The 24851-nt window shown below is 50.4% G+C and carries 21 protein-coding genes; 14 read left to right on the plus strand and 7 right to left on the minus strand.

Annotation, left to right across the window (positions count from 1 at the left end; all coding sequences use genetic code 11):
- Window position 1: 1 nt before the first annotated feature.
- On the minus strand, window positions 2–1354 hold the full coding sequence (locus AC0YN3_RS28795; protein ID WP_475778352.1) for an aminotransferase-like domain-containing protein: 1353 nt from the start codon (window positions 1352–1354) through the stop codon (window positions 2–4).
- A gap of 262 nt (window positions 1355–1616) precedes the next feature.
- Here AC0YN3_RS28795 and AC0YN3_RS28800 point away from each other — a divergent pair, with 262 nt between their 5' ends.
- Both AC0YN3_RS28800 and AC0YN3_RS28805 read left to right on the plus strand, forming a co-directional pair.
- On the plus strand, window positions 1617–3104 hold the full coding sequence (locus tag AC0YN3_RS28800) for an amidase family protein (RefSeq protein WP_475778353.1): 1488 nt from the start codon (window positions 1617–1619) through the stop codon (window positions 3102–3104).
- A gap of 225 nt (window positions 3105–3329) precedes the next feature.
- Window positions 3330–4769 carry a serine hydrolase domain-containing protein gene (locus AC0YN3_RS28805; protein ID WP_475778354.1) on the plus strand — a complete coding sequence of 480 codons (1440 nt, stop codon included), beginning with the start codon at window positions 3330–3332 and terminating at the stop codon, window positions 4767–4769.
- A 464-nt stretch (window positions 4770–5233) separates the two neighbouring features.
- On the opposite strand, the gene AC0YN3_RS28810 is transcribed toward AC0YN3_RS28805, so the two are convergent.
- The 3 genes from AC0YN3_RS28810 to AC0YN3_RS28820 are packed head-to-tail and all read right to left on the minus strand — an operon-like array spanning window position 5234 to window position 6991.
- On the minus strand, window positions 5234–5878 hold the full coding sequence (locus AC0YN3_RS28810) for a metal-dependent hydrolase (RefSeq protein WP_475778355.1): 645 nt from the start codon (window positions 5876–5878) through the stop codon (window positions 5234–5236).
- A gap of 47 nt (window positions 5879–5925) precedes the next feature.
- Window positions 5926–6087 carry a hypothetical protein gene (locus AC0YN3_RS28815; RefSeq protein ID WP_441944850.1) on the minus strand — a complete coding sequence of 54 codons (162 nt, stop codon included), beginning with the start codon at window positions 6085–6087 and terminating at the stop codon, window positions 5926–5928.
- Between the two features lie 16 nt (window positions 6088–6103).
- Window positions 6104–6991: a helix-turn-helix domain-containing protein gene (locus AC0YN3_RS28820; RefSeq protein WP_475778356.1), complete on the minus strand. Its 888-nt coding sequence runs from the start codon at window positions 6989–6991 to the stop codon at window positions 6104–6106.
- A gap of 173 nt (window positions 6992–7164) precedes the next feature.
- Between AC0YN3_RS28820 and AC0YN3_RS28825 the strand changes: the two genes are divergently transcribed.
- From AC0YN3_RS28825 to AC0YN3_RS28855, 7 genes are all read left to right on the plus strand, one after another.
- The gene (locus tag AC0YN3_RS28825; protein WP_475778357.1) at window positions 7165–9819 is read left to right on the plus strand and encodes a family 78 glycoside hydrolase catalytic domain; all 2655 of its coding nucleotides are present in this window, start codon (window positions 7165–7167) and stop codon (window positions 9817–9819) included.
- Between the two features lie 95 nt (window positions 9820–9914).
- Window positions 9915–10280, plus strand: coding sequence for an ArsR/SmtB family transcription factor (locus AC0YN3_RS28830; RefSeq protein WP_183570261.1), 366 nt, complete (start codon window positions 9915–9917; stop codon window positions 10278–10280).
- Between the two features lie 309 nt (window positions 10281–10589).
- On the plus strand, window positions 10590–11609 hold the full coding sequence (locus tag AC0YN3_RS28835) for a LacI family DNA-binding transcriptional regulator (RefSeq protein WP_475778358.1): 1020 nt from the start codon (window positions 10590–10592) through the stop codon (window positions 11607–11609).
- A gap of 63 nt (window positions 11610–11672) precedes the next feature.
- Window positions 11673–12239, plus strand: coding sequence for a glycerol-3-phosphate responsive antiterminator (locus tag AC0YN3_RS28840; protein ID WP_475778378.1), 567 nt, complete (start codon window positions 11673–11675; stop codon window positions 12237–12239).
- 19 nt (window positions 12240–12258) lie between these two features.
- Window positions 12259–13749 (plus strand): glycerol kinase GlpK, encoded by a 1491-nt coding sequence (gene glpK / locus AC0YN3_RS28845; protein ID WP_475778359.1) that lies wholly within the window; start codon window positions 12259–12261, stop codon window positions 13747–13749.
- A 376-nt stretch (window positions 13750–14125) separates the two neighbouring features.
- Window positions 14126–15811 carry a glycerol-3-phosphate dehydrogenase/oxidase gene (locus AC0YN3_RS28850; protein ID WP_475778360.1) on the plus strand — a complete coding sequence of 562 codons (1686 nt, stop codon included), beginning with the start codon at window positions 14126–14128 and terminating at the stop codon, window positions 15809–15811.
- Window positions 15812–16058: 247 nt separating this feature from the next.
- Entirely contained in the window at window positions 16059–17174 is a 1116-nt protein-coding gene (locus AC0YN3_RS28855) for a cation diffusion facilitator family transporter (protein ID WP_475778361.1), read from the plus strand.
- 93 nt (window positions 17175–17267) lie between these two features.
- Here AC0YN3_RS28855 and AC0YN3_RS28860 read toward each other — a convergent pair whose 3' ends face one another.
- Window positions 17268–18389 carry an ABC transporter permease gene (locus AC0YN3_RS28860; RefSeq protein WP_475778362.1) on the minus strand — a complete coding sequence of 374 codons (1122 nt, stop codon included), beginning with the start codon at window positions 18387–18389 and terminating at the stop codon, window positions 17268–17270.
- Window positions 18390–19319, minus strand: a complete 930-nt coding sequence (locus tag AC0YN3_RS28865) for an ABC transporter ATP-binding protein (RefSeq protein WP_475778363.1) — start codon at window positions 19317–19319, stop codon at window positions 18390–18392.
- Window positions 19320–19870: 551 nt separating this feature from the next.
- On the opposite strand from AC0YN3_RS28865, the gene AC0YN3_RS28870 reads away from it, so the two are divergent.
- Window positions 19871–20194 (plus strand): hypothetical protein, encoded by a 324-nt coding sequence (locus tag AC0YN3_RS28870; RefSeq protein ID WP_475778364.1) that lies wholly within the window; start codon window positions 19871–19873, stop codon window positions 20192–20194.
- Window positions 20195–20317: 123 nt separating this feature from the next.
- A complete protein-coding gene (locus tag AC0YN3_RS28875; protein WP_475778365.1) occupies window positions 20318–20464 on the plus strand; it encodes a hypothetical protein in 147 nt (48 codons plus the stop codon).
- 139 nt (window positions 20465–20603) lie between these two features.
- Here the strand turns inward: AC0YN3_RS28875 and AC0YN3_RS28880 are convergent, their stop codons facing one another.
- Window positions 20604–21905 (minus strand): stalk domain-containing protein, encoded by a 1302-nt coding sequence (locus AC0YN3_RS28880; protein WP_475778366.1) that lies wholly within the window; start codon window positions 21903–21905, stop codon window positions 20604–20606.
- 407 nt (window positions 21906–22312) lie between these two features.
- Between AC0YN3_RS28880 and AC0YN3_RS28885 the strand changes: the two genes are divergently transcribed.
- The 3 genes from AC0YN3_RS28885 to AC0YN3_RS28895 all read left to right on the plus strand — a co-directional run bounded on the left by AC0YN3_RS28885 (window position 22313) and on the right by AC0YN3_RS28895 (window position 24744).
- Complete coding sequence (locus AC0YN3_RS28885) at window positions 22313–22996, plus strand: ankyrin repeat domain-containing protein (RefSeq protein ID WP_475778379.1); 684 nt, start codon at window positions 22313–22315, stop codon at window positions 22994–22996.
- A gap of 176 nt (window positions 22997–23172) precedes the next feature.
- A complete protein-coding gene (locus AC0YN3_RS28890; protein ID WP_475778367.1) occupies window positions 23173–23544 on the plus strand; it encodes a nuclear transport factor 2 family protein in 372 nt (123 codons plus the stop codon).
- A 168-nt stretch (window positions 23545–23712) separates the two neighbouring features.
- Complete coding sequence (locus AC0YN3_RS28895) at window positions 23713–24744, plus strand: ABC transporter substrate-binding protein (RefSeq protein WP_475778368.1); 1032 nt, start codon at window positions 23713–23715, stop codon at window positions 24742–24744.
- Window positions 24745–24851 lie beyond the last annotated feature (107 nt).

The following is a 24851-nucleotide window of genomic DNA, read 5'->3' on the forward strand; positions in this document are numbered from 1 at the left end:
GTCACTTGCGGGCGGATCGGGCGATTAAGCCGGCAATCTGCCCGATTCCTTCTTCTATGCGATCCTCTTTCACGTTCGTAACGTTCAGCTTTAACAGATTCATTCGCGGGAAGCAAGGCAAGTAGTCGCGCTCAATGGATTGCAGTAGAATCGAATCTTCCCGCAGGCGGCTGATGATTGATGCTGCGGATAGGGAGGGCTCAAGCAAGATATGCGTATGAATCATCGGCTGCTTAGGGCGAATATAAGTGAAGGCGCCGCCGCTGGCAGAGGCTTCTCGCGTAAGTGCCGAATCAAGCAGCGCAGCTCTTGCGGCATAGCGGTCGCGGATCCGGGAGCGGTGGCGCTCAAACATGCCGCTGCGCAAGTAGATTTCCAGAGCCGCCTGCGAGAGCATGGAGCTGTCGATGTCACTTTGCCGCTTGTACTCGCGAAACGGCTCCGTCAGGCTGTCGGGCAGGACGGCGATACCGATGCGCAGACCCGGAAAAATGATTTTGGAATAGCTCTTCAAGTAGATGACATGGGACGAGCTGTCGTAGGCATAGACCGGATCTGCTTTGCTGTCCTGCTCGAAATCCGCGAGATAATCGTCTTCGACGATATATACGTCATATTTGGCCGCGAGTCTGGCAAGCTGCTGCTTCTCCTTGCGGGTGTAAGAACAGCCCAGGGGATTGTGAAAGCGGGGCATCGTATAGAAAAACTTAATATCCCCCGTGCGAAAAAGGGTTTCCAATCGGTCGAAATCAAGTCCCGCTTGACCGCGTTCAATGCCGATGACCGGCAAGCGGCGCGTCTCCAAATACGAGATGAATAGATGATAGCCGGGCTGCTCGATAAGAATTTGGCTTTTGCCGTTCGGGAAAGGCATCGCGGCAAGCAGCGACAGCGCCTGCTGAATGCCGGATACGATGAACACGTGCTGCTCCGCAGCGAACACCTGGTAGCTCATTAGCTGCTGGCGCACAATCTCCACGAGGGAGTCCATTCCTTTGGACGTGCCGTATAGGAACAAATCCTTTTGGTAGGTATCGATCGCCTTGTTGATGCAGTGCTGAAAGTCCAAATAGGGAAACAAGGCAGGGTCAGGTGCCGTCTGGGCAAAATCCAGCTCGCTGCCTGTGCTGCCGTCAGCGCTGCTCAATCCTTTTACTACATAATAGCCGCTCTTTGGCATGGCATAGATGAGATGACGCTTCTCAAGCTCTTCCAATGCTTTGATGATCGTGCTTTTGCTGCATGCATATTGGCTGGCGAGCGTGCGAATAGAAGGAAGCTTATGGCCGTCCTTATAGGGAGTAGCCGCAATAAGCTCCTCTAGACGGTTCATGAGCCGCAAATACCTATACATGGACAAGCTCCTTCCGTTTTTCTGTACCGATACAGATACCTTTCGCCTATTGTACCATGCTGGGCTAAAGGCGATACGATGGACCTGTCGGAGCATGTGCAGAAGATGAGGCCTTGCGCGAAAACGGTAGATTAATCGGAACGCTGCGGCTCTTTTCATGGGAAAGTTTAACTATACTTATTCGTTACGGTGACAGCCCCCCATAAACTGGATATTGTTGAGGAGTAGAGCTGCAAGTACGAGGTGCCATAGGAGGTTTGCGATGAAAATCAATAAGCAGGACTGGATCATAGAAGCAGATATAATGAGCATGCAGACGGCGATGAAGGAAGGCTGGCTCAGCTCCGAAGAGCTGGTTCAGTTGTATATGGAGCGTATAGCTGTACAGGATACCTTGCTTCGATCTATTTTGGAAATGAATCCGGATGCCGTTGAAATAGCCAAGGCATTGGATCGCGAAAGGTCAGCAAACAAGGTGCGCGGGCTGCTGCACGGGATTCCCATCCTATTGAAGGACAATATCGATACGCAGGACCTTATGCATACGAGCGCAGGTTCCGTAGCTCTAGCCAGCTCCTTCGCCGCTTCGGATTCAGGCGTAGCCGCCAAGCTGCGGGCAGCGGGAGCCGTACTGCTGGGCAAAACGAACATGACGGAATGGGCAAACTTTATGTCCGGTTCGATGTGGGCGGGATATAGCTCCAGAGGGGGCTTGACGCTCAATCCGTATGGCCCGGGGGAGCTGTTTATCGGCGGCTCCAGCTCCGGCTCGGCTGCAGCGGTTGCGGCGAATTTGGGTGCTGCCGCTATTGGGACGGAAACCTCGGGATCCATTGTAAGCCCGGCAAGCCATACGTCGTTGGTCGGGATCAAGCCAACGATAGGCTTAGTCAGCCGCGCGGGCATTATTCCCATTACGGCGAGCCAAGACACGGCAGGCCCAATGGCGAGAACCGTAACGGACGCAGCCATTCTGCTCGGTGCGATCAATGGAGCAGATGAGCGGGACGAGGTTACGTTAACCGGTTCGGAGCATGGCTTCAGCGATTATACGGTCTTCTTGGACACGGAATATATGAAGCAGGCTAGAATCGGGATCCCGCGTTTTTACTACAAGGATTTGGACGAGGAGCGCCTTGCTGTCATCGAAGCGGCTATCGCGGATTTGAAGGCGGCAGGTGCCGTCATTATCGACCCCGTAGAGCTCGCATGCGAGCAGGTGGAGTGGGATTGGCATGTGCTGCGATATGAGTTCAAGAAATATGTGAACGACTACTTGGGCGGTCTTGCTGCATCGGTTCCGGTTCATACGCTTGCGGAGCTGATTGCTTATAACAAGGAGCATGCAGAGATTGCGTTGAAGTACGGTCAAGACACGCTGGTTTCGTCGGAGGAAACAAGCGGGACGCTGACAGAGCAGGAATATGCGGATAGCTTGCGGCAAAATAAGGAGCTGGCAGGGAAGCGGGGCCTAGATGCTGCTTTGGAGGAGCATCGTTTGGATGCGCTCCTATTTCTTGGCGATGAGGGCGGCGATGACCTGGCGGCAAGAGCCGGCTACCCTGTCATAACGGTTCCCGGCGGCTATGCAGAGCGTGGAATAACGGCGCCGGAAGGTTACGTAACCAAAGGGCCGCAGGGCATAACCTTTATCGGGACTGCTTTTAGCGAGCCTACGCTCATTAAGCTGGCTTACGGGTATGAGCAGGCGACGAAGCATCGCTTCCCTCCAAGCTTGGCGATCTTATAGCCGGGTTTCAGCTTCCTGCAAGGCTCGATCCATTTCCGAAGTGGTCTCGCAATCCCAAACGGTTATTCACACTCCTTTCCGTTTTTTCAATCGCAGCGGCAACGGCCTATCCATTTGTTGAAATCAGCAAGCAACTTTTTTCAGCAACAAATGGTAGCGCTGTCAAAATATCTTGCCAGTCCGCTTGACTTGCAGTAAATTATGGATAAGAAGGAGGAATGAAGGATGGAACAGACGACTTTTCATTTGCCTAGAAGCAAGCCGGAGGAACAAGGCATTTCTTCCGCGGCTGTGACTGCTTTTCTAAACGTAATAAAAGAACGCCAGTTGGAGGTGCATAGCCTCATGCTGCTCAGACACGGACAGGTGGCGGCAGAGGGCTGGTGGGCTCCTTATGCGCCAGAAATTCCGCATATGCTGTTTTCTCTCAGTAAAAGCTTCGCTTCAACGGCGATCGGCTTTGCCGCTGCCGAAGGAAAGCTGTCGCTGGACGATGAGGTCATCTCGTTTTTCCCGGAGGACGCTCCGGTGGAAGCAGGGCCGAATTTGGCCTCTATGCGCATCCGGCATTTGCTGATGATGGGAACAGGGCATGCGCTGGATACAACGGATGGGTTGCATCAGAGCGCGGACGGGAACTGGGTCAAGGCGTTTCTCCAAGTGCCGGTCGAGCATGAGCCGGGTACTCACTTTGTCTATAACAGCGGAGCTACGTACATGCTAGCTGCCATTCTTCAGAAGGTAACCGGCCAAACGCTGCTCGACTATTTGCAGCCGCGTTTATTGGAACCGCTCGGTATTGAAGGAGCGACTTGGGAGACATGTCCCCGCGGCATTCAGATCGGCGGCTGGGGACTGAGCATAACGACGGAGGATATTGCCAAGTTCGGACAGCTTTACTTACAGAGAGGCGTATGGAATAATCAGCGGTTATTGTCTGAGGCGTGGATTGATGAAGCAACGTCCAAGCAAATCGCTAACGGAGACGGCGGGGCCAGCGATTGGGCGCAAGGCTACGGCTATCAGTTCTGGCGCTGCAGGCATGGCTTGTATCGCGGCGACGGGGCTTTTGGGCAATTTTGCATCGTAATGCCGGAGCATGATGCGGTCCTGGCAATGACAAGCGGCACAAATGATATGCAAGGTATCATGGATGCCGTTTGGGATCACTTGCTGCCGGCAATGGGGCAGGAGCCGTTATCTCCAGACGAGAGCGCGCAAGCGAAGCTTGCTGAGGAGCTGAAGCGTTTGGCTCTTCCGATACCGCGGCGTCAGAGGGATTCGCGGCTAGAAGAAACGATTTCTGGCAGCGCCTATAGCCTTGAAGACAATGACCAGCATTGGAACAATGTAGCGATATCCTTTGGAAGCAATCATGCAACCATCGTTATTATCAAAAAGGAAAAAGAATATACGATCAACCTCGGACGAGGCGAATGGGTAGAAGGGAAGACGCGTTTGCTTCAGGATGAGGAGAAACGGATCGTTGCAAGCTTTACCTGGGAGCAAGAGGATACGCTTGAGCTCACGATGAGGCTGATTGAAACGCCATTTGTCTTTACGAGCCAGCTTGCATTTGACAAGAATGGCCTCGTGTGGAGCCAACGTTCAAACGTGCTGCCGGCTCCAAATGCCATTCGGGGGCAGTTGACGGATACCGTCTAGCCTGGCACATCATGCTTCATTTAAAAGGCGCAAGCAGCGGCTAAACAGCCTCTTGCTTGCGCCTTTTTGTAAATATAAGACTTTATTTGTTTCACGCGAAAAAGCGAAACGAAAGCTTAGCCGCCAGAGGACGGCAACAGCCGTTTACGCTTGAAATATAGGAAAGTATATGATTTCGCCAACTTTCTCTATATTTCTACGCGAAACGAAGCTTAGCCGCCAGAGGATGGCTTAAGCCGTTTACGCTTGAAATATAGGAAAGTATATGATTTTGCCAACTTTCTCTATATTTCTACGCGAAACGAAAGCTTAGCCGCCAGAGGATGGCTTCAGCCGTTTACGCTTGAAATATAGGAAAGTATATGATTTCGCCAACTTTCTCTATATTTCTACGCGAAACGAAGCTTAGCCGCCAGAGGATGGCAACAGCCGTTTACGCTTGCCATTCATCGTATAGAAGAGAGCTATAGCTTTATTTTGAATGATTTCTTCGTTAGCGGATAAAGCCATTTCACGCCGCTCGGCGTAAGGGTATCCGCAACCAGGTGGGATAAATAGCCGAGCATCGCCACGATTGCGATGCCTTCTGTTTGCAGCTGGTTCTCGAGGCCCCAGCCGATCGCTCCCCAGATGGGAACCGCCCATATCGTGTGAGTCATGCCGCGGTGCTTGAGCCATGGCACCCACGCGGCAAACAAGCCGAATCCGATTAACCAGTTCATCTGGTAGTAATATCCGGCGTACATGACGATGCAGCCTACGACGCTGGCAAGCACGTTCCGAATGATGCCTTGCTTGGCAATCAGGCCGAGCAGGAACATCGCGGCGGCAACGCCGATGTAAACGGCCGAAGGACTCTGGTCGGTGAAATAATAATAGCAAACGATGCCTGCGAGCAAGAAGCCAGACCAAAGGGTGAGCTCGCGGATGAGCTTGGATAATTTGCTTAGCTTGGCGCTCAGCATGCTTGGGCCGTCAAGATCCGCGCATAAGGCGGAGAACCCGGCTACGGCAATGTATAAAGCGGCATGCTCCAACGTAAAGGGATAATACACGGATGCGGCCGCGCCAACGGCGGCTCCGATTGCGAGATGGGTCTTTCCTGTCATAATGCCTCCTGTGACTGACGATGATTGCGAACGGATGCAGCGGATGGTTATAATTGCTCGCGATTGACCTGTTCATTGCGCACCATTTGCTCCAGCTTCTCAACGAGCCGGTCATGCGAAGGATTCTTTTTGCGGAATCCGAATAAGCGTTTCCGGTTTTGCTGCTTGAGCAGTTCGAGCAGATAGAGCTTTTCTTTCAGCGTAAACATGCGGGCATGCCGCCTCCTAACTGACAGGGCTCTCGGCCGCAGTCGATTCTTTGCGATAGACGCTTGGGGTCATTCCGGTGCATCTTTTGAACAAGGCATTGAAGGAGTGGATATCCTTGTAACCTACCATCTCGGCTATCGTGCTGATTTTGAGGGTAGATCCGCGCAGCAGCTCCTGGCTTTTTTGAACCCGGACATTTTGGAGATATCGATGAAAGCTCTGCTTCGTGTATTGCAGGAAAAGACGCTGCAGATGGCGCTCGCTCCAGCCGCTTACGATGGCAAGCTTGGTGAGCGTAAGCTCCTGATCGTAATGCTGGTCCAGCTCGCTCAGCAGCAGGCTGAACGCCGTTTGACGCGGAGCAGGCGCAGGGCTGCTCGCCTCCATTGAGCGCTGAAGCATAATGAGCAGCTGCAGCAGCAGCGAGTGCAAGTAATCCGCTGATCCGGTACGCGGAAGCTCGAATTCACGGTGCATCGCTAGAAAAAGCTTCTCGTATTGGTCATTGGTATCCATGCAGGAATAGTAGGGACATCTCCCGCCCTCCATATCGGCAATGAACTGCATGCTGCGGTAATCGGAGGCGAACGCACTAAGCTTATGCAGCAGCAGCGGCGAAAAGACGCAGTTGAACACGCTTAACGGATTGTTCGTTTTGCTGGAGGAAAGCGGCCGGAATACGTGAGAGATGCCGATCGGGATGAAAAACACCTGTCCTTTGCGCACCTTATGCACTTGATCACCGATATGATGATACCCTTCACCTTCCGTAATATATACGCATTCGAGAAAGTCATGATCATGGTAAGGACTCATTATGCTCTCGGCAGCCCGGTTAATATAAAGCAGCTGGTTGTTCTGGAAATAGTGCTCGCCGCGGTACGTTTCTAAAGGATGGTTCATCCTGCAAGCGCTCCCTATCCTATTTAGTGTACAGCCAATAAATCTGTCCGAAATACCCCATCATATTGTCCGTTTTGCCTGCAAATAGATGACTGTGCTTTTTTATAATTATAGAGGAAAGCAGCAAAGCAAGGAAGGCGAACACGAAAAATGAATACGGGGAGGATTCTAATATGTTTATAGTGAAAGATACGAGAGTCGAATATCAGAAAAACCCGGTGGGGATCGGTACGGCAAGCCCCAGGCTAAGCTGGAAGCTGGAATCCGCGGAGCGGGGTACAAGTCAGAGCGCCTACGAGATCGAGCTTGCCGAAGAAAAGGATTTCACCCGTTTGATCTGGCAGTCGGGCCGCGTGGAGTCGAGCCAGTCGGTACTCGTAGAGCCGGATTTCCCACTAGCAGAATCGTGCAAGCGCTATTACTATCATGTGCGCGCCTGGAATCACAAGGGTGAGCTGTCGCCGTGGTCGGAAGCGGGCTATTGGGAAACGGGGCTGCTCCACCCGGAGGAATGGTCGGCGGATTGGATTGCAGCACCGCTCGAGCTGCTTCCCGTTGAGGCTGAGCCGCTGCCGCTGCTGAGAAAAAGCTTTGAGCTGTCCGGGACGGTAAAGGAGGCGCGGCTGTATGCGACGGCGCTCGGCATTTATGAGCTGGAGCTGAACGGCCAGCGAGTTGGCGATAGTTATTTTACGCCAGGCTGGACCAGCTACGGCCATACGCTTCAGACACAGACCTATGAGGTTACGGAGCTGCTTGCGGCAGGCAGCAATGCGATTGGTGCCTGGCTTGGCAACGGATGGTACAAGGGGTATTTGGGCTGGAGCGAGCAAAGCCGCCTTTATGGCGACCGGTTGGCGCTGCTTCTGGAGCTGCGGATCGTTTATTCCGACGGGAAGGAAGAACGAATCGTTTCGGATAACAGCTGGACTGCTGCAGTGGGACCGATTCAGGCGTCTGAAATTTATCACGGCGAAATGTATGATGCGCGCCTAGAGCGGGAGGGTTGGAGCACTGCGGGTTATGACGAGGGCTGGCACGCGGTCGAAATCGTACAGCATTCGAAGGCAATATTGAAGCCTCAAATCAATGAACCCGTCCGCAAGCAGGAGCAGTTGAAGCCTCTGGCTTTCATTACGACGCCGAAGGGAGAGCGCGTGCTCGACTTTGGCCAAAATATGGTCGGCTGGGTACGATTCTCGGTCGAAGGCACGGCAGGTACCGAGGTTGCGCTGCTGCATGCCGAGGTGCTGGATCATGAAGGGAATTTCTATACCGAAAACCTGCGGTCAGCGAAGCAAAGCATCCGTTACGTGCTGAAAGGCGGCGCAAAGGAGACTTATGAGCCTCGGTTTACTTTTCAAGGCTTTCGGTACGTCCAGCTTATCGGCTTTCCCGAAGCGCTTAAGTTGGACGATTTCACAGGCATAGTCCTTCATTCAGACATGGAGGAAACGGGTCAATTCGCATGCTCGGAGCCGCTGGTCAACCAGCTACAGCATAATATCAAATGGGGCCTCAAGGGCAACTTCCTCGATGTGCCGACCGACTGCCCGCAAAGGGACGAGAGGCTAGGCTGGACGGGCGATGCGCAGATGTTTATTCAGACAGCCTCCTACTTAACGAACGTTGCGCCCTTTTTCACGAAATGGCTGCGGGACTTAGAGGCTGATCAGACCGAGGAAGGCGGGGTTCCGTTCGTCGTGCCCCATGTCTTGAAGGATCATGAGCGCTCGTCGGCCGCATGGGGAGACGCTGCCGTTATTTGTCCATGGACGCTGTATGTATGCTACGGTGACAAGAGAATTCTAGCCGAGCAATTCGATAGCATGACCGCCTGGGTCACATACATTCGCCGTCAAGGCGAGAATGAATTTTTGTGGAACACTGGCTTCCACTTTGGCGATTGGCTGGGGCTCGATGCCAAATCCGGCGATTACATCGGAGCAACGGACCGCGATCTCATTGCGACGGCTTTCTACGCTTATTCGGTATCAATCGTGCAGAAGACAGCCGTGATCATTGGCCGATTGGAGGAAGCTGCCGAATACAAAGCGCTGTACGATCAGATCGTGGCTGCGTTCCGTGCGGAATTCGTAACAGCGTCAGGAAGGCTTGCCGTGCCAACGCAAACGGCGCAGGTGCTCGTCTTAATGTTCGGCCTGCTCGATGAGAAGGGCGAACAGCGCGCGATTGGCAAGCTTGCCGAGCTGCTGGAGCAAAGCAAATTCCATCTTACGACCGGCTTTGTCGGGACGCCGTATTTAAACCATGTGCTAAGCGCTTTCGGCCAGAACGCGGCGGCTTATAAGCTGCTGCTCCAGCAAACCTATCCATCCTGGCTGTATCCGGTAACGAAAGGCGCAACGACGATCTGGGAGCATTGGGACGGGATCAAGGAGGACGGAAGCTTCTGGAGCAAGGATATGAATTCGTTCAACCACTATGCGTATGGCGCGATCGGCGATTGGATGTACCGGGTTGCGGCTGGCATTCAAACGACGGAGGAAGCGCCTGGCTATAAGCGGAGCGTTATTGCGCCGCAGCCGGGAGATGGGCTCGACTGGGCGGAAGGCATCCTTGAAACGCAATATGGCGAGCTTCGTTCGAGATGGGAAAAGGCGGAAGGCGGGGCTCACTCACTGGAAGTAACGATCCCGGCGAATACGACCGCTTTAATAAAGCTGCCGTCTGCGTATGACGAGGAGAGCGTAACCGAAAGCGGAACGCGGCTTCAAGATTCGGTAGGTGTACTAACTGTCACTCAAACGGAAACGGGCGTCGTCATTGATGCCGGTTCAGGCAGCTACCGATTCGAATGGCAGTAAGAAGCGCAAGGTAAGAGACGTGCGATGAAGGCTCACCCCGCCACCCGAAACATGCTATAATGTGCTTTAGGACAAATAGGGCTGGTGGGATGATAATGGATAATCAGGTTACCGCAGCATGCGATGATTCATGCGCAGGCTCGGAAGAAAACATAGAGAGCGTAAGAAGCAAATTGATACCGGAAACGACGGCAGGCGAGCTGGCAGACCTGTTCAAGGCGCTTGGCGATCCGACACGGGTGAAAATGATACATGCGCTCGTGCAATCAGAGCTTTGTGTGCATGATCTGACCCAGGTGCTCTCCATGGGGCAATCTGCGGTTTCCCATCAACTGCGACTGCTTCGGAATATGCGGATCGTAAAGCGGAGGAAGGTCGGCAAGACCGTCTTTTATTCGCTGGACGATGATCATGTGGAACAAATTTTTTTACTAACGCTTCAGCACTTGAAGCATGAATAATAGGTTGAAGCGAGACTGCTCTACAGGGTGTTTACCTGTCGGGGCAGTCTTTTATTTGTAGTATAAACAAGTGTAGAATAATCGAAGTGGAAATTCGCTCTTTATTTTTACTAAAAATAAAGTATAATTTTACTTGGGCTTCGAGGATAGCCTGCGTGCAGTCATGCTGCGTCAAACATTAATGAGTTTCATTTTATTATAGGAATAGACCTGCGAATGAGTCCGCCGAACGTTGTTGTTCTATTGTAAACGCGCACATAATCTGGCATATTGAATGTAATGAGGCGGTTAACGGGAAGGAACGGGAGTATGGCTACGATTAAAGATATTGCTCAGAAAGCTAAGGTTTCGATTGCGACTGTGTCACGGGTGCTTAATTATGACCCCGGCATCTCTGTTGCGGACGAGACGCGCAAGCGCATATTCGAAGCGGCGCAGCAGCTGAACTACAAGACGCTGCGGCAGCGCAATGGAGTGGCAGTCAAGGATCGTTACCGGGTCGGGCTTGTCAATTGGTACTCCGATCAGGAAGAGATGCTGGATCCGTATTATATGGCGATTAGGCTTGGCATAGAACGTGAGTGCTTTCAACGCCAGATCGATCTGGTTAAGCTGTTTTTGCACGGAGAGCCGGACGGGAAAGAGTGGACCGGCGAAGCATTTGACGGCATCATTGCGATTGGCAGGTTCGAGAAGGAAGATATCGCAAGATTCCCGGGCGGCTTGGACAATATCGTGTTTGTCGATTCCTCCCCTGACGATAATCGGTTCGACTCGGTTGTGATCGATCTTCGCAAGTCCGTTTCGGAGGTGCTAGATTATCTGATTGGACTGGGCCATGCGTCTATCGGTTATATTGGGGGGCATAATATCGTTAATCAGAAGCGGGTGCGGGATGAGCGGGAGCTTGTCTTCATGGAGCGTCTTACCGCTCAAGGGCTGTTCGACCCGAAACTTGTCTATACGGGAGAAAATCTTTATTCCGAGGATGGATATAAGCTGATGAAGCAGGCGATTGCAGATGAGAAGCTTCCGACAGCCTTTTTTATCGAAAATGATTCGATGGCAGTAGGCGCTCTCCGCGCCCTGCATGAAGCGAGCCTGAAGGTGCCGGAAGATGTATCGATCGTTGGCTATAACGATATCGCAATCTCGGCTTTTTTGCAGCCGCCGCTGACGACAGTCAAGGTTCACATGGAGCATATGGGTGAGACCGCGGTCGAGCTCCTGACGGACCGACTTGCCGCCAAACGCGAAATTGCCAAAAAAATCGTATTGCCGACATGCATTCAAGTACGCGAGAGCAGCGGCAAGCTTGTGAGCAAATAGCTGCTCTGCTGCTGTTAGCATGAAGAGGCTCCAGACTGTGGTTGGAGGTGGCGGGTTATGTCATTGCTGTTGAATGGGCAAAAATTGCTGCCGGCAGTCCATAAGCTGAAGGATGTGGAGGCAGTTCTTGCCTCCCCTTTTTCGTATATGGTGCTGCTTGGCGGACATTTGGGACAAATAAAAAACATCGTCGATCTGGCCAGCCAGCATGGCAAAAAAGTGCTGCTGCATGCCGATCTGATCGACGGACTGAAAAACGATGAATATGCGGCGGAGTTTTTATGCCAATCGATAAAGCCGGCAGGCCTTATTTCAACGCGCTCGAGCGTTATTGGACGGACCAAGCAAAATGGGCTTATCGCGATTCAGCGCCTTTTTCTCATTGATTCGGACGCGCTGGAGCGGAGCTACACGGTGCTCGATAAGAACCGTCCAGATTTTATTGAAGTATTACCGGGTGTTATCCCTGATATTATACGTGAGGTTAAGGAGCGTAGCGGCATTCCGATCATTGCGGGAGGCTTGATTCGAACGCAGGAGCATGTCAAGCAAGCGCTGGATGCCGGAGCCTCAGCGATTACCACTTCGCGCAAGGAGCTTTGGAGAGCAGCAGATGAAGTCCAACCGTAATGGTGAAGGAGGAGTAATAATGAAAACCTACATGCTGTCGCTTGACCAGGGGACAACGAGCACGAGAGCGCTGCTCATCGATCATAGCGGTACCATCGTCAATATGGCTCGCGAAGAGCTGCCGCTCACTTATCCGCATGCGGGATGGGTTGAGGCGGATGCCCTGTTTATATGGGAATCCACGAAGAAGGTCATTGCCGAGGTATTGGACAAAACAGGCGTAACTGCCGATCAGATCGCGGGCATTGGGATTACGAACCAGCGGGAGACGACGGTGGTATGGGACAAAGCAACGGGAGTGCCGATCTACAACGCTATCGTATGGCAATCACGACAAACGGCAGCCATTAGCGACAGGCTGAAGCAAGAAGGGTATGCCCAGACATTTCACGATAAAACAGGATTGCTTGTCGACGCTTACTTCTCAGGCACGAAGGTGCACTGGCTGTTGGAGCAGGTGGAAGGAGCGCGGGAGCGCGCGGAGAAGGGCGAGCTGCTATTCGGTACGATCGATACCTGGCTTATTTGGAACCTGACAGGCGGGGCGGTTCATGTAACGGATGTGTCCAACGCCGCTAGGACGCTTATGTTCAACATTCATGAACGTAGCTGGGATGAGGAGCTGCTAAGCATTTTGCAGGTGCCGAAAGACATGCTGCCCGAAGTGCGCTCATCGTCAGAGGTATACGGCCAAATGGACGAGAAGCTGTTCGGCTGCTGCATTCCGGTAGCGGGGGCGGCGGGGGATCAGCAGGCTGCTTTATTCGGCCAGAACGCCTATGAAGAGGGCAGCACCAAAAACACCTACGGAACAGGCTGCTTTATGCTGATGAATACCGGAACCAAAGCGATCGTATCCGAGAAAGGGCTGCTTACGACGATCGCTTGGGAGATCGACGGCAAGCTGGAATATGCGCTTGAAGGCAGCGTATTTGTCGCAGGCGCGGCAATCCAGTGGCTGCGCGACGGCCTTGAACTAATCGAATCGGCGACGGAAACCGAAGGGCTGGCAGGGCAGGTTGAATCAACGGACGGCGTATATGTCGTTCCTGCATTCGTCGGGCTTGGAACGCCTTATTGGAATAGTGATGTCAGAGGAGCGGCATTCGGCCTGACTCGCGGTACGACCAAAGCCCATTTCGTAAGGGCGGTTCTCGAGTCATTGGCTTACCAGACGAAAGACGTTCTCTCCGTAATGGAGGAGGAGTCGGGGCTGCCGCTGCAATCGCTGTCGGTGGACGGCGGAGCGGTGAATAACAATTTGCTGATGCAATTCCAGAGCGACCTGCTCGGCGTACCGGTTGAACGTCCGGTTATTAATGAGTCAACCGCGCTAGGCGCCGCTTATTTGGCTGGTCTTGCTGTAGGCTTCTGGGGAAGCCGCGAGGAGCTGGCGGGGCTTAGGCAGGTTGATCGCGTGTTTGAGCCCGAAATGGAAGAAGCTCGGCGAGCTGAGCTATACGGAGGCTGGCATCGCGCGGTGAAAGCGGCCATGGCTTTTGCGCAATAATTATGGTATACTACGGCTAAGTTAATAACGGTTGGAGATCAGGAGAAACCACGAAGACCGCTTCCATACCCTTTTTCGGGGCAGGAAGCGGTTTGAGTGGTTTTTTTGACGTACAAGGAAGCATATGGGTTTAATACTTTGTTGATACGTTTCGCCGAAACGATGGGGTCTATAGAAAGGACGCTGTCAGGCGTTTTTTCTTAAAATATAGGAAAGTATATCATTTCGCCAACTTTCTCTTTATTTCTAGGCGAAACGTAAGCTTAGCCGCCAGAGGACGGCTTCAACCGTTTCACCTTATTATATTTATTTACTTGCGAGTATTGATTGGGTTATCGCAGAACAATAGATGCATAAGAACTAGGAGGAAATTATAATGAATAGCAAACTCGGTAATGGGCAATTTGCCGCGCAAAATCGTGAGCAGGTATTGGAGCAAATGCAGCAAGCACAAATCGATGTCCTAGTAATCGGCGGCGGGATTACAGGTGCGGGAATCGCGCTTGATGCAGCAGCGCGCGGCATGAAGGTGGCGCTCGTGGAGATGCAGGATTACGCGGCAGGAACGTCAAGCCGCTCGACGAAGCTTGTACACGGCGGCTTGAGGTACTTGAAGCAATTCGAAGTCGGTGTCGTGGCTGAGGTAGGCAAGGAGCGGGCAATCGTTTACGAGAACGGGCCGCATGTAACGACACCGGAATGGATGCTGCTTCCGCTGTACAAAGGCGGTACGTTCGGCAAATTCTCGACATCGATCGGCTTGCGTGTCTATGACTTTTTGGCAGGGGTGAAACGCAAAGAGCGCCGCGTGATGCTAAGCGCCCGGGATACGCTGTCGAAGGAGCCACTGCTTAAGCGCGATGGGCTGAAGGGCGGCGGCTATTATGTGGAATACCGTACCGACGATGCGCGGCTGACGATTGAAGTCATGAAAAAAGCGGTCGAAAGAGGCGCGCTGGCAGTCAATTATGCGCGGGTAGAAACGCTGCGTTACGGCACTGATGGCAAGATAACCGGCGCGTTGGTTAAAGATAACATCAGTGGCGCACAATATGAGCTAAAGGCTGCCAAAATTATTAATGCGACCGGCCCGTGGGTGGATGATATCCGCGAAATGGACGGCTCCAAAAAAGGAAAAACGCTTCGCCTGACCAAAGGCGTTCATCTCGTGTTCGACAAAAGCAGATTCCCGCTGCGTCAAGCGGTTTATTTCGATACGCCGGATGGCCGCATGGTCTTCGCGATTCCACGCGCCGGCAAAACGTATTTCGGTACGACGGATACCAATTATAAAGGCAATACCGTCAATCCGGTCATGACGCTGGAGGACCGTACTTATTTGCTGCAAGCGGTCAACTTCATGTTCCCTGACCTAAAGCTCGTAGATGGCGATGTCGAATCAAGCTGGGCAGGCCTTCGCCCGCTTATTCAGCAGGAAGGGAAGTCGCCATCGGAAATTTCTCGACGCGATGAAATTTTCGTATCCGATTCCGGGTTGATTTCGATTGCGGGGGGCAAGCTGACGGGCTATCGCAAAATGGCCGAGACCGTCGTAGATAAAGTGGTGGAGCTGCGTGGGCAGGAAGGAAGCAACATGCAGTTTGCCAAAAGCGATACGAAATCGATACCGATGTCAGGCGGAGACTTGGGCGGCTCGAACGGATTCGAGTCTTTCGTGAACAAAAAAACGACGGAAGGCCCTAAATTCGGCTTCTCAACAGAAGAATCGAAGTTTTTGGCGGAGCGTTACGGCTCGAACGTGGACCAATTGTTCAAGCTGGCGCAAACCACAGCTGAATGGGCGGCTGCGTTCAAGCTTCCGTTAGTGCTGGCCGTTCAGCTTCGCTACTCGATAGAAGCGGAAATGGCAGTGAAGCCTGCCGATTTCTTCATTCGCCGTACCGGCGATCTCTTCTTCCGGATCGGCCATGTGAAGCAGTGGAAAGAAGCGGCGATGTCGGCCATGGCGGAGCTGCTTGGCTGGAGCGAGGAGCAGCATGCTGCTTACTCGGCAGAGCTTGAAGAGAAGCTTGTAGAGGCTGTTGAGCCGCTTCGAAGCTAGGAGCGATGACGAGCGCATGCTCACGTTGAAATAAAGGTAAAAAGAGACGCAAACCTGCGTCTCTTTTTGCTATTCGACGATGGCTATGTATCGGAATTTTACAAAATTGTTGCAACGGATGTTAATATTACATATAATACATATGAGCACATGTTCATATGTTATTGGAATTCGGGTAGCTTTAATGAAAAGATCCGCTAGGAAGCAGACTAACCGAGTCTGGGCATCGGGATCGGGGGAGAATGAGATGAGCAAACCATCGGACAGTGAAAATGAGGGAAAAGCTAGGAAAGCGGGTGCTGCAGGCGGGGATGAGCTGCACGGGCATAACCATGACGGAGAATCCTGCAGCCATGCGCATGGCCATAAGCATGTTGAAACAGAAAAGCAGTCAGTAAACAGCGGAAAGCATAGCCATGCAGGACATAGCCATAGCGGTCACAGCCATGGCCATCACCATGGGCACTCGCACGGCCATCACGGGCATTCTCATGCACCAAACAACAAGGCCGGCCTGCTTATCGCATTGATCATCACGGCGGGAATTATGGTGCTGGAATTCGTGGGCGGCTTGGTAACGAATTCGCTCGCGTTATTATCCGATTCCGGGCATATGCTGAGCGATACAGCAGCGCTCGCTTTAAGCCTAGCAGCGATGTGGTTCGCGGTGCGGCCGAGATCCTCGAGCCGTACCTACGGTTTTCATCGGTTCGAAATATTGGCGGCGCTGCTGAACGGGGTTACTCTGTTCGTCATTGCAGCGTTCATTGTGGTGGAGGCGATTAAACGTTTCGGCGAACCTCCGACTGTTGCCAGCGGAACGATGATGATCATTGCCGGGATCGGCTTGCTTGCCAATTTGGCGAGTGCTTGGTTCCTCATGCGGAAAGCTGACGTAAAGGACAACTTAAATGTACGGAGCGCATATTTGCATGTGCTAGGTGACGCAATCGGCTCGGTAGGAGCGATCGTTGCCGGTATTCTGATGTCGTTATTTTCCTGGTACATTGCCGATCCGATTATTAGCGTCATCGTCGCTCTGCTCATACTAAAAAGCGCTTGGGGCATCATTAAGTCGACGGTTCATATCCTCATGGAGGGTACGCCTGCCAATGTGGATGCGGAACAAGTCGAGAAGACGCTGCTTCGTATTCCGGGAGTAAAGGATGTGCATGACCTGCATATTTGGACGATTACCTCGGGTCTTGATTCCTTAAGCTGCCATCTCACGGTAGACGATTCGGTCGATTGCCAAACCGTGCTGCAGCAAGCGATCAGTCAGATCGCGGATGAATTTCACATTGAGCATACGACGATTCAAGTGGAGAAGTCTTTGCTGAAGCATTCTGAATGTAAAGTGTAGCTGGAATTTTTTGGAAAAAGACGAAAACAGCAGGCGCAGCAGCTTAGTCGATAAGCTGCCGCGGCCTGCTGTTGCTGCATCATCATATGCGTTTTATTGCGCTTCCGATACGGATTTGGCTTTGTAAACCTGCGATCCGACGAGGAAGGAAACGACACCCCATATGACCATTACGCCGATCCCGGCCCAGAATGCGCCTGATGCGATTCCGGAGTCATAAATAAGTCCATCCCGCATGCCTTCGACGAAATAGGTGAGCGGCAGCATTTGCGTAACCGGCTGCAGCCAGGTCGGAAGCGATTCGAGCGGGAAGAAAACGCCGCTTAGGAACATCATCAGCATGCTCGCGATGTTCGACATCCCCATATATGCCTCTATGGATTTGCTGAACGAAGAGAACAGGTAGCCCATCGCATTAAAGACCAATCCACCCGCAAGGAAGGCGATAACCAAGCTGAATATGTTGATATGGAGGTTTGCGCCGAACCCGAACACGCCAATCAACGTCAAAATAATGATCTGTACGATGCCGAGCAGCAGCTTTACCAGCATGCCGGCAAGCCCGTAAAGTCCCATTCGTGCAGGCGTCATGCGAAGCCTTTTCATTAAGCCGTTTCTGCGCATTTCGACGAGGCCGACCATGCCGAACAATCCGCCCTGCGCCACAGACAAGCCAATCATGCCCGTTAGCAGGAAATCGGCATAATTCAAATCGTCCGCGCCGGAGGAAATGGACGTTTTCGCGAGGCTGAACGTTGGTGCCGCGCCGGCTGCCGTCCAATTCGCCTGTTGAATGAATTGATCGAGTATGCCTGAGACAGCTTGCGTCGTTGCCCCTTGCTCGTCTGCTTTGTTCACGACAAGCTTGATCGTCGTTGCGCTTTCGGATTCAGGAAGTATGATGAGTGCATCAATGTCTTGCTTCTCGACGAGCTTATTGCCAGCCTCTAATGTAACCGGCTGCTCGGATTCCCATTCAAACACCGGAATTTTCTGCAGTTGCCCAAGCAGCATGGCGGAGGCTGCATTCGGCTCGGAATCAACAATTGCTATTTTCGCCTTGAAGCTTTCGCTTGAGCCGCCTCCGAAGATGACCATAAACAGCACCATCAGAATAACGGGGAAAAAGATATTCCAAAACCATACCTGCTTCTCGCGAAACATCATTTTGATCTGAGCGGAAAACATTTTGGAAAACTGCTTCGTATTGTTCATCTAATCTCTCCACTCTTTCCCGGTGAAGGCAATGAATACGTCCTCCAGGCTCATTTCACGGATTGAAATCTGCTCAACCCGGAATCCGCGCTCTTTCGTAAAGCCGAACACCTCGTACAGGGTTTCTTCAGGCTGCGTTGTCCAAAGCTGAAGGGAATCCCCATCGCGGCTTGTGCGGACGACGGCAGACTGGGTTTGCGCAATCTTTTCCGTCTCTATCGCGGCTTCGGCACCATCAATAAAGGTAAGCCTAACCTCACGCTCCTGCGTAAGACGGTCAATTAAGGCGGCGGGCGTATCGAGCGTAACGACCTTTCCTTGGTCAACGATGCATACGCGGTCGCTCAGTTTCTCGGCTTCCTCCATGTAGTGCGTCGTGAGAATGGTCGTTTTGCCGAGCGCCTTCAGCTTCAAAATGATATCCCAAATATTGCGTCTAGCCTGCGGATCAAGTCCTGTGGTCGGTTCATCCAGAAAAATAAGGATCGGGTCGTTTATCATCGCAAGCCCGATTGCTAGCCTTTGTTTCTGACCGCCGGAGAGCTTGCGAACCTGCTTGTTCCGCTGATCCGTCAGGTTGATCATCTCCAGCACTTCCGACGCCGGCTTGGATTTCGGATAAAAGGTTGCGAACAAATCCAAGTTTTCTTCTACAGTCAGCAGATCGAACAAAGCGCTTGATTGCGGCTGGACACCGATTGAGGTTTTAATTTGATCACTGTTTTTGACCCAGCTAAGATCGCCGAACTCGATCTGGCCGCTATCCGGCACCTGCAGGCCTTCGATCATTTCCAGCGTAGTTGTCTTGCCAGCGCCGTTCGGTCCGATAATCGTAAACACCTCGCCGGCCTCGACGGTGAAGCTGATGTCTTCTACGGCGTTTACCGCACCAAAGCTTTTCCGCAAATGGCGTACCTCTAACACGGGCATTATGTAACCTCCTTAAAGTTTTGTGAAGCAAAACTCGCTTCGAAAGCATAAGCTTAAAGTTTTGTAAAGCAAAACTCGCTTCGAAAGCATGCGCTTAAGTTTTGTGAAGCAAAACTAAATAAGTTGAACTAATGAATGAGCTGCGTAGGCGGAGAGAACAAAGTCGTTCTGGAGAAATGGAATGTTCGCTTTTGCAGACCAAATGGTAACCCTTTATGAAGTTAACTAATCAAAACCATTTGGCTGCAATCGCGATCGGAAGAATGACTTTGGTCACGCAGCTATAACGGCATACTCATGTTTCGTTCATCTTCTATAGCTTCAAAATCATATCCGAATGGTTGATCAGTTACCGTAATTTTAACCGTATCCAGTTTATGAGAGTAGGGACCAGAGCATGCTTTAAACTCAGTCTGAAGATGGAGGCTAGACGAGGTTATTGTACAAAAGGCTAGAAGTGTAATTATAATAGATCAGATGTAAAGGAAGTAACATCTTCCCAATTTTAGACGTTTGAAACATAGATGTACGAACTGGCGAGGAGGGTTACGGTGATCAAAAATATCGTTTTTACGCTTTCCATTCATGTGACGGCATGGATGATTTTCCCCTTAGCTATGATAGCGGAGCCGTTCAGCTGGTTTTTAAACCCGAGTGTGAACAATACGCCTGCTTTTATTACGGTTTCCAGATGGCTGGCGCAATCACTGCTCATAACGAACATTATAGGCTTTTGCATGTACAAGTTGCGGTTTAATCCTCGCCTATCCATGAAGGATTGGCGTGTTGCCGGTATTCTCCTTGCCGCTTCACTCTTTCATCTTATAGCCGTAAGCGTCATTATTTTCTTGCTGGCCGGATACGAGGATTTGTAGAGAACGCCCATTTCATTAGAACGAAGGTGAATGATGCGAGTCATGATAAAAGTTACATACCTATTAAGCTTTTTTGCGTTAATTCTATCTATATTCTTAACGACCCTGGGAGTGGCTTGCGCATTGTTTGCCATGTTTACAGGTTTGCTAAGCGTAATCCTATCAGGCGGGAAAAAGGCGTGGTGGGCCTTTTTCTGTTCAATCGCCGTATTTGGCGCAATTCTGGCGATGCTGTATTTCCTGTTTAAAACATTCAGCGTGTTGGAGTAGGCGCGTCCAAGGAATGAAGCACGAGCAGACCAAATCAAACGTACAACACCAGTATCCACGAACACCGTTCATCTCCTTGATAGCGCACAAAAAAAGATGCAATCCATGAAGGATGCATCCTCTTTTCGTGTTTAGAAGCTTAAGCGTTAATAAACACCGTTCTAAGCTTCTCTGCATAACGGACATCGAGTCCAAATCCTTGAGCGATTGCCGCAAGCGGGACATACGTTTTATGTTCTTTGCCTACTTTATTCAAGAAAGCGGGCGTATCAAGCCGTATTGCTGCACCATCTAAATGAATGTCAGCGGCTCCAATCTGAACCATCAGCTTATGATCACCATATGTAATCTCTGCCGTTTTGGTTTTTCCATCCCACACGGTAGCAGCACCAAACACTTGGACAATATCTTGGATGGCGATAAAGGATCTGCCTGCTTTAATGACTGGTGTATAAGGTGTTTCTAATTTCTTTCCATTAACGATCACGTTTATCGTTTGTCCACCAGCCGCCGTTAGTACGGTATGGGATCCCCAGATCGTTTCTGCAAAGATCTTAGCGATGACTTCATAACCCGATTGGTTGGGATGGAAATCACGATCTGAAATCATATGAGTCAACTGAGCTTCTTTTCCTAAAAAAGCTTCGGCTACATGCGCCACTTTAATTTTCAAGCCTTGGGCAGTAAAAGCTCCGGCAAGTTTATCTACAGTAGCGGTAAAAGATTTCGACACTTCAACCAGCTTAGGATACAAGGTTGCGTTAGCAATTTCCGGCATTGGCTGATACTGGTCTGCTATAATAATTTCAGCAGCTGGATTGATTTTATATAGATTTTGAATGATTTGATTCACGTTGTCAGCATAGTTAGTCAATAATGCCGTTGTGCTTTCTGCTAGCTGTTGATCATTTAATGTTGAACCTTGTGTAAGCAATTGGGAGAGATCATTTCCTCCAATGGTTAGAACAATAAGATTGGAAGCAGCTATGCTCTCACGAATTTGTACCGTATTAGCTCCGAGCTTTCCAGCATTAGGATCGGACAGGTTAGGTTGAATTGCGTCCGCCTCTACTTTTGTGCCTAATTGAATTGCATCGATAAAAGTTTTAAGCCCGCCAGTTTTCAATCCAGATATGCCATAGTTGCTGACCGTTGTACGTCCGTTTAGAAGACCTTGCTCATAAAGACGCTCTACATAACCGTATGGCAATGCTGTCAAATTTGGTTCATAGCCTACTGTGATCGAATCTCCTAGAGTAACGATCCGATATTTTGCAGCATCCTGCTTGTTCACCGTACCTTGAGCAGAATCAGCTGTTTGGCTTGAAGCTGCTACCGCTTTTGACACAGGCAAGCCTGCAGGCGCTAGCAAAATGGTACTTGCAAGCAGTGCGACCGACCATTTTTTTGCGTGCGTTTTCCAAGAGATTAAAATTTTCATTCTATCCCGACACTCCCCATCTATTCATGATTGCTTAACAATCCATAAATAATATCTTAATATAAATTACCAAAAAATTCTAGTGTAAAATATATACAACTCTATTATATTACCTTCACTAACAGCAATCGTGGGAAAGGCTTACAAGTCGTTACTGCGGACATTAGATTTTTAGATTTAGAAAATGTTAATCTGGTATTAAGAATATATTAATCACAGGTTTCTTTGCTGTTCATCTTTTTTCGCTATCATTACGATAAGCTGTTATAAGTTTTGGCTCACATTGCATCCAAAATAGGAAAAGAGCTGGAACTTTAAGTTAAATGCTATAGGGAACGAATTCATGTTAAGAGAAAGGATATGGGCTTGTGATAGTGCGGTTAATAATCGTTATGCTGGTGCTTGTTATGGCTGGCTGTCAGAAGAGCAATAATGATCTGCTTGACAACGAGAAACAGAATACGGCCCAATTGGTGAATGATGAAATGGATAAGTTGAATGAAGCTTTGATAGCATCAGCAGAGCAAGGAGATCGATCCTCCATGACCAATCTGCTAGCTGACGGTGCCAATATTAATGCACAAGATAGCCAAGGAAGAACCTCCGCAATGATTGCTGTTCAAACGAATAATCTAGAGCTGTTTAACCTTCTAGTGGAAAAGGGAGCGGATATCGATATTAGGAATGATCGTTCCGATAATCCGCTCCTTTACGCTGGAGCAGAGGGCTTACTGGATTTTGTCCGAGCTTCAATAGCTGCGGGCGCAGATACGACCCTTACTAATCGATTTGGCGGGACAGCTTTAATCCCTGCTGCGGACCGTGGTCACGTGGAGATTGTTAAGGAGCTGCTGACCACTTCCGATATCCGTATTGACCATGTGAACAATTTAGGCTGGACTGCGCTTTTGGAGGCAATCATTCTTGGGGATGGCGGAGCTAAACATTTAGCAATTGTGAACCTGCTTATTGAACATGGCGCTGATGTGGAGCTTGCCGATTCAGAGGGGGTAACTCCGTTACAGCATGCTCGGAATCGAGGATACAAGAAAATGATTGAAGCTCTGCAGCATGCAGGTGCGGAGCAATAATTCCACTATGCATGTGTATTGAGCGCGCCAATGGTGCGAACTTAACTTATTGCGCAGCGGAGTTCTCAGGCTCCATTATTTTTATTAGGTAAACAGGCAGTTAAGTTGACAGCAACGTGAAATATGTTATTAAAATAGAAGAATAATATGCATGAAAGAAAGGAAGTGCGACAAGGATGACTTCCAACAAAGAGAAAGCGATATCGTTTTTGCAACTTGTGGCATCTGGGGAAGTGAGTGAAGCATATCGGAGGTTCATTGCGCCAGACTTCCTTCATCATAATCCCTACTTCCATGGTGACGCTGCTTCTCTTAAGCTCGCAATGGAAGAGAACGCCGCCAAGAACCCTGGCAAAATCTTTGAGGTCAAACGTGCTATCGAAGAGGATAACATGGTGGCGGTTCATTCTCTTGTTAAACAAAAGCATGGGGATACCGGGGTTATTGTTGTTCATTTCTTCCGCTTCGATAATGACCAGATCATTGAATTATGGGATGTAGGACAGCCGGTTCCGGACAATTCGCCGAATGATAATGGCGTGTTCTGATGACAAGCTTAAGTTACCCGGTATCACGCGTTTGGATAAAAGAATAGCCAATGATTGGACATTGTGCCGTCGGGAGAGGGTGATATAATAAGTAACGAACGAGATGATAATGATAATCATTACTGTTATATTTCGTTACTTTAACGATTACATAGGAGTGTGTGGGAAATGGGAAGACTCGTAAAATCACGTAATACCATGGTAAAGGGGATTATTACGCTTTTGATTGTTATGACGGCGCTTGTCGGCTGCGGTAATGCGGAAGAAGAGCAAAAGGCAGTTGAACCGACGAATCAAGCAGATTCAGCTGGAACGGAAACAGCTGCCGACACGAATGCGGAGCAGCCTGAAACGAGTGAAACTCGAATCGTTACCGATCATTTTGGCGAGGTAGAAATACCGGTTAAGCCAAAGCGCGTAGCCGCTATTTATCTGGAGGATTATCTGGTTGCATTAGGCGTAGAGCCGGTCGTGCAGTGGTATCATCCGGCTTGGGGCAAACAGGATTATTTGAATTTAAGCGCTCCTCAATTCGACATTACAGGCGATATTGAAGCGCTGCTTGCGGCAGAACCTGATCTCATTATTTCGGATGGTTTCGCGGACGCGACGGTATATGAGAAGTATTCTAAGGTCGCTCCAACTTATCGATTAACGGATGATATTCAAAATGGAAGCTCCACGGAAATTTTGCGCAAGATTGCGGATCTCATCGGCGAGCCTGAGAAGGCAGAAGCATTTCTGAAGGATTACGATGCCAAAATCGCGGATATGAAAACCAAGCTGCAAGCAGCAATCGGTGATGAAACCGTTGCCGTGATGCGACTAAATATCGATGAGAGCGATATTAACCTAATGGGCATTAAAAATCGATTTGTTGGTTCAATTTTGTACGATGAATTAGGCCTAGCTGCGCCACCGCTGGTTGCAAATATGGAGAAGTTTATCGATAGCCTTTCGATGGAGGTGCTGCCGGAGCTCGGAGCGGATCATATCATTATTCTTACTTCGAACGGGACATGGACATCTTCCGAAAATAAAGAAGCGATAGATGGTTTGATGAACAATCCGATCTGGAAAAACGTTCCTGCCGTCAAAAACGGCCATGTATACCAAGTGGATCGTACCTACTGGCAGACTGGGGCTATCTCAGCCAACCTGCTTAAGCTGAAAGACTTGGAGAAGTTTTTGCTGCAATAAATCGAAAGGTCTGCATGGTTTAACGCAAGGGAGAGAGCATTTCAACTTTAAGTTGATGTGCTCTCTCCCTTTTCGTTATAATGGTTAAATGATAATAATTATCATTG

It is taken from the genome of Paenibacillus sp. J22R232 (genome assembly GCF_056269165.1).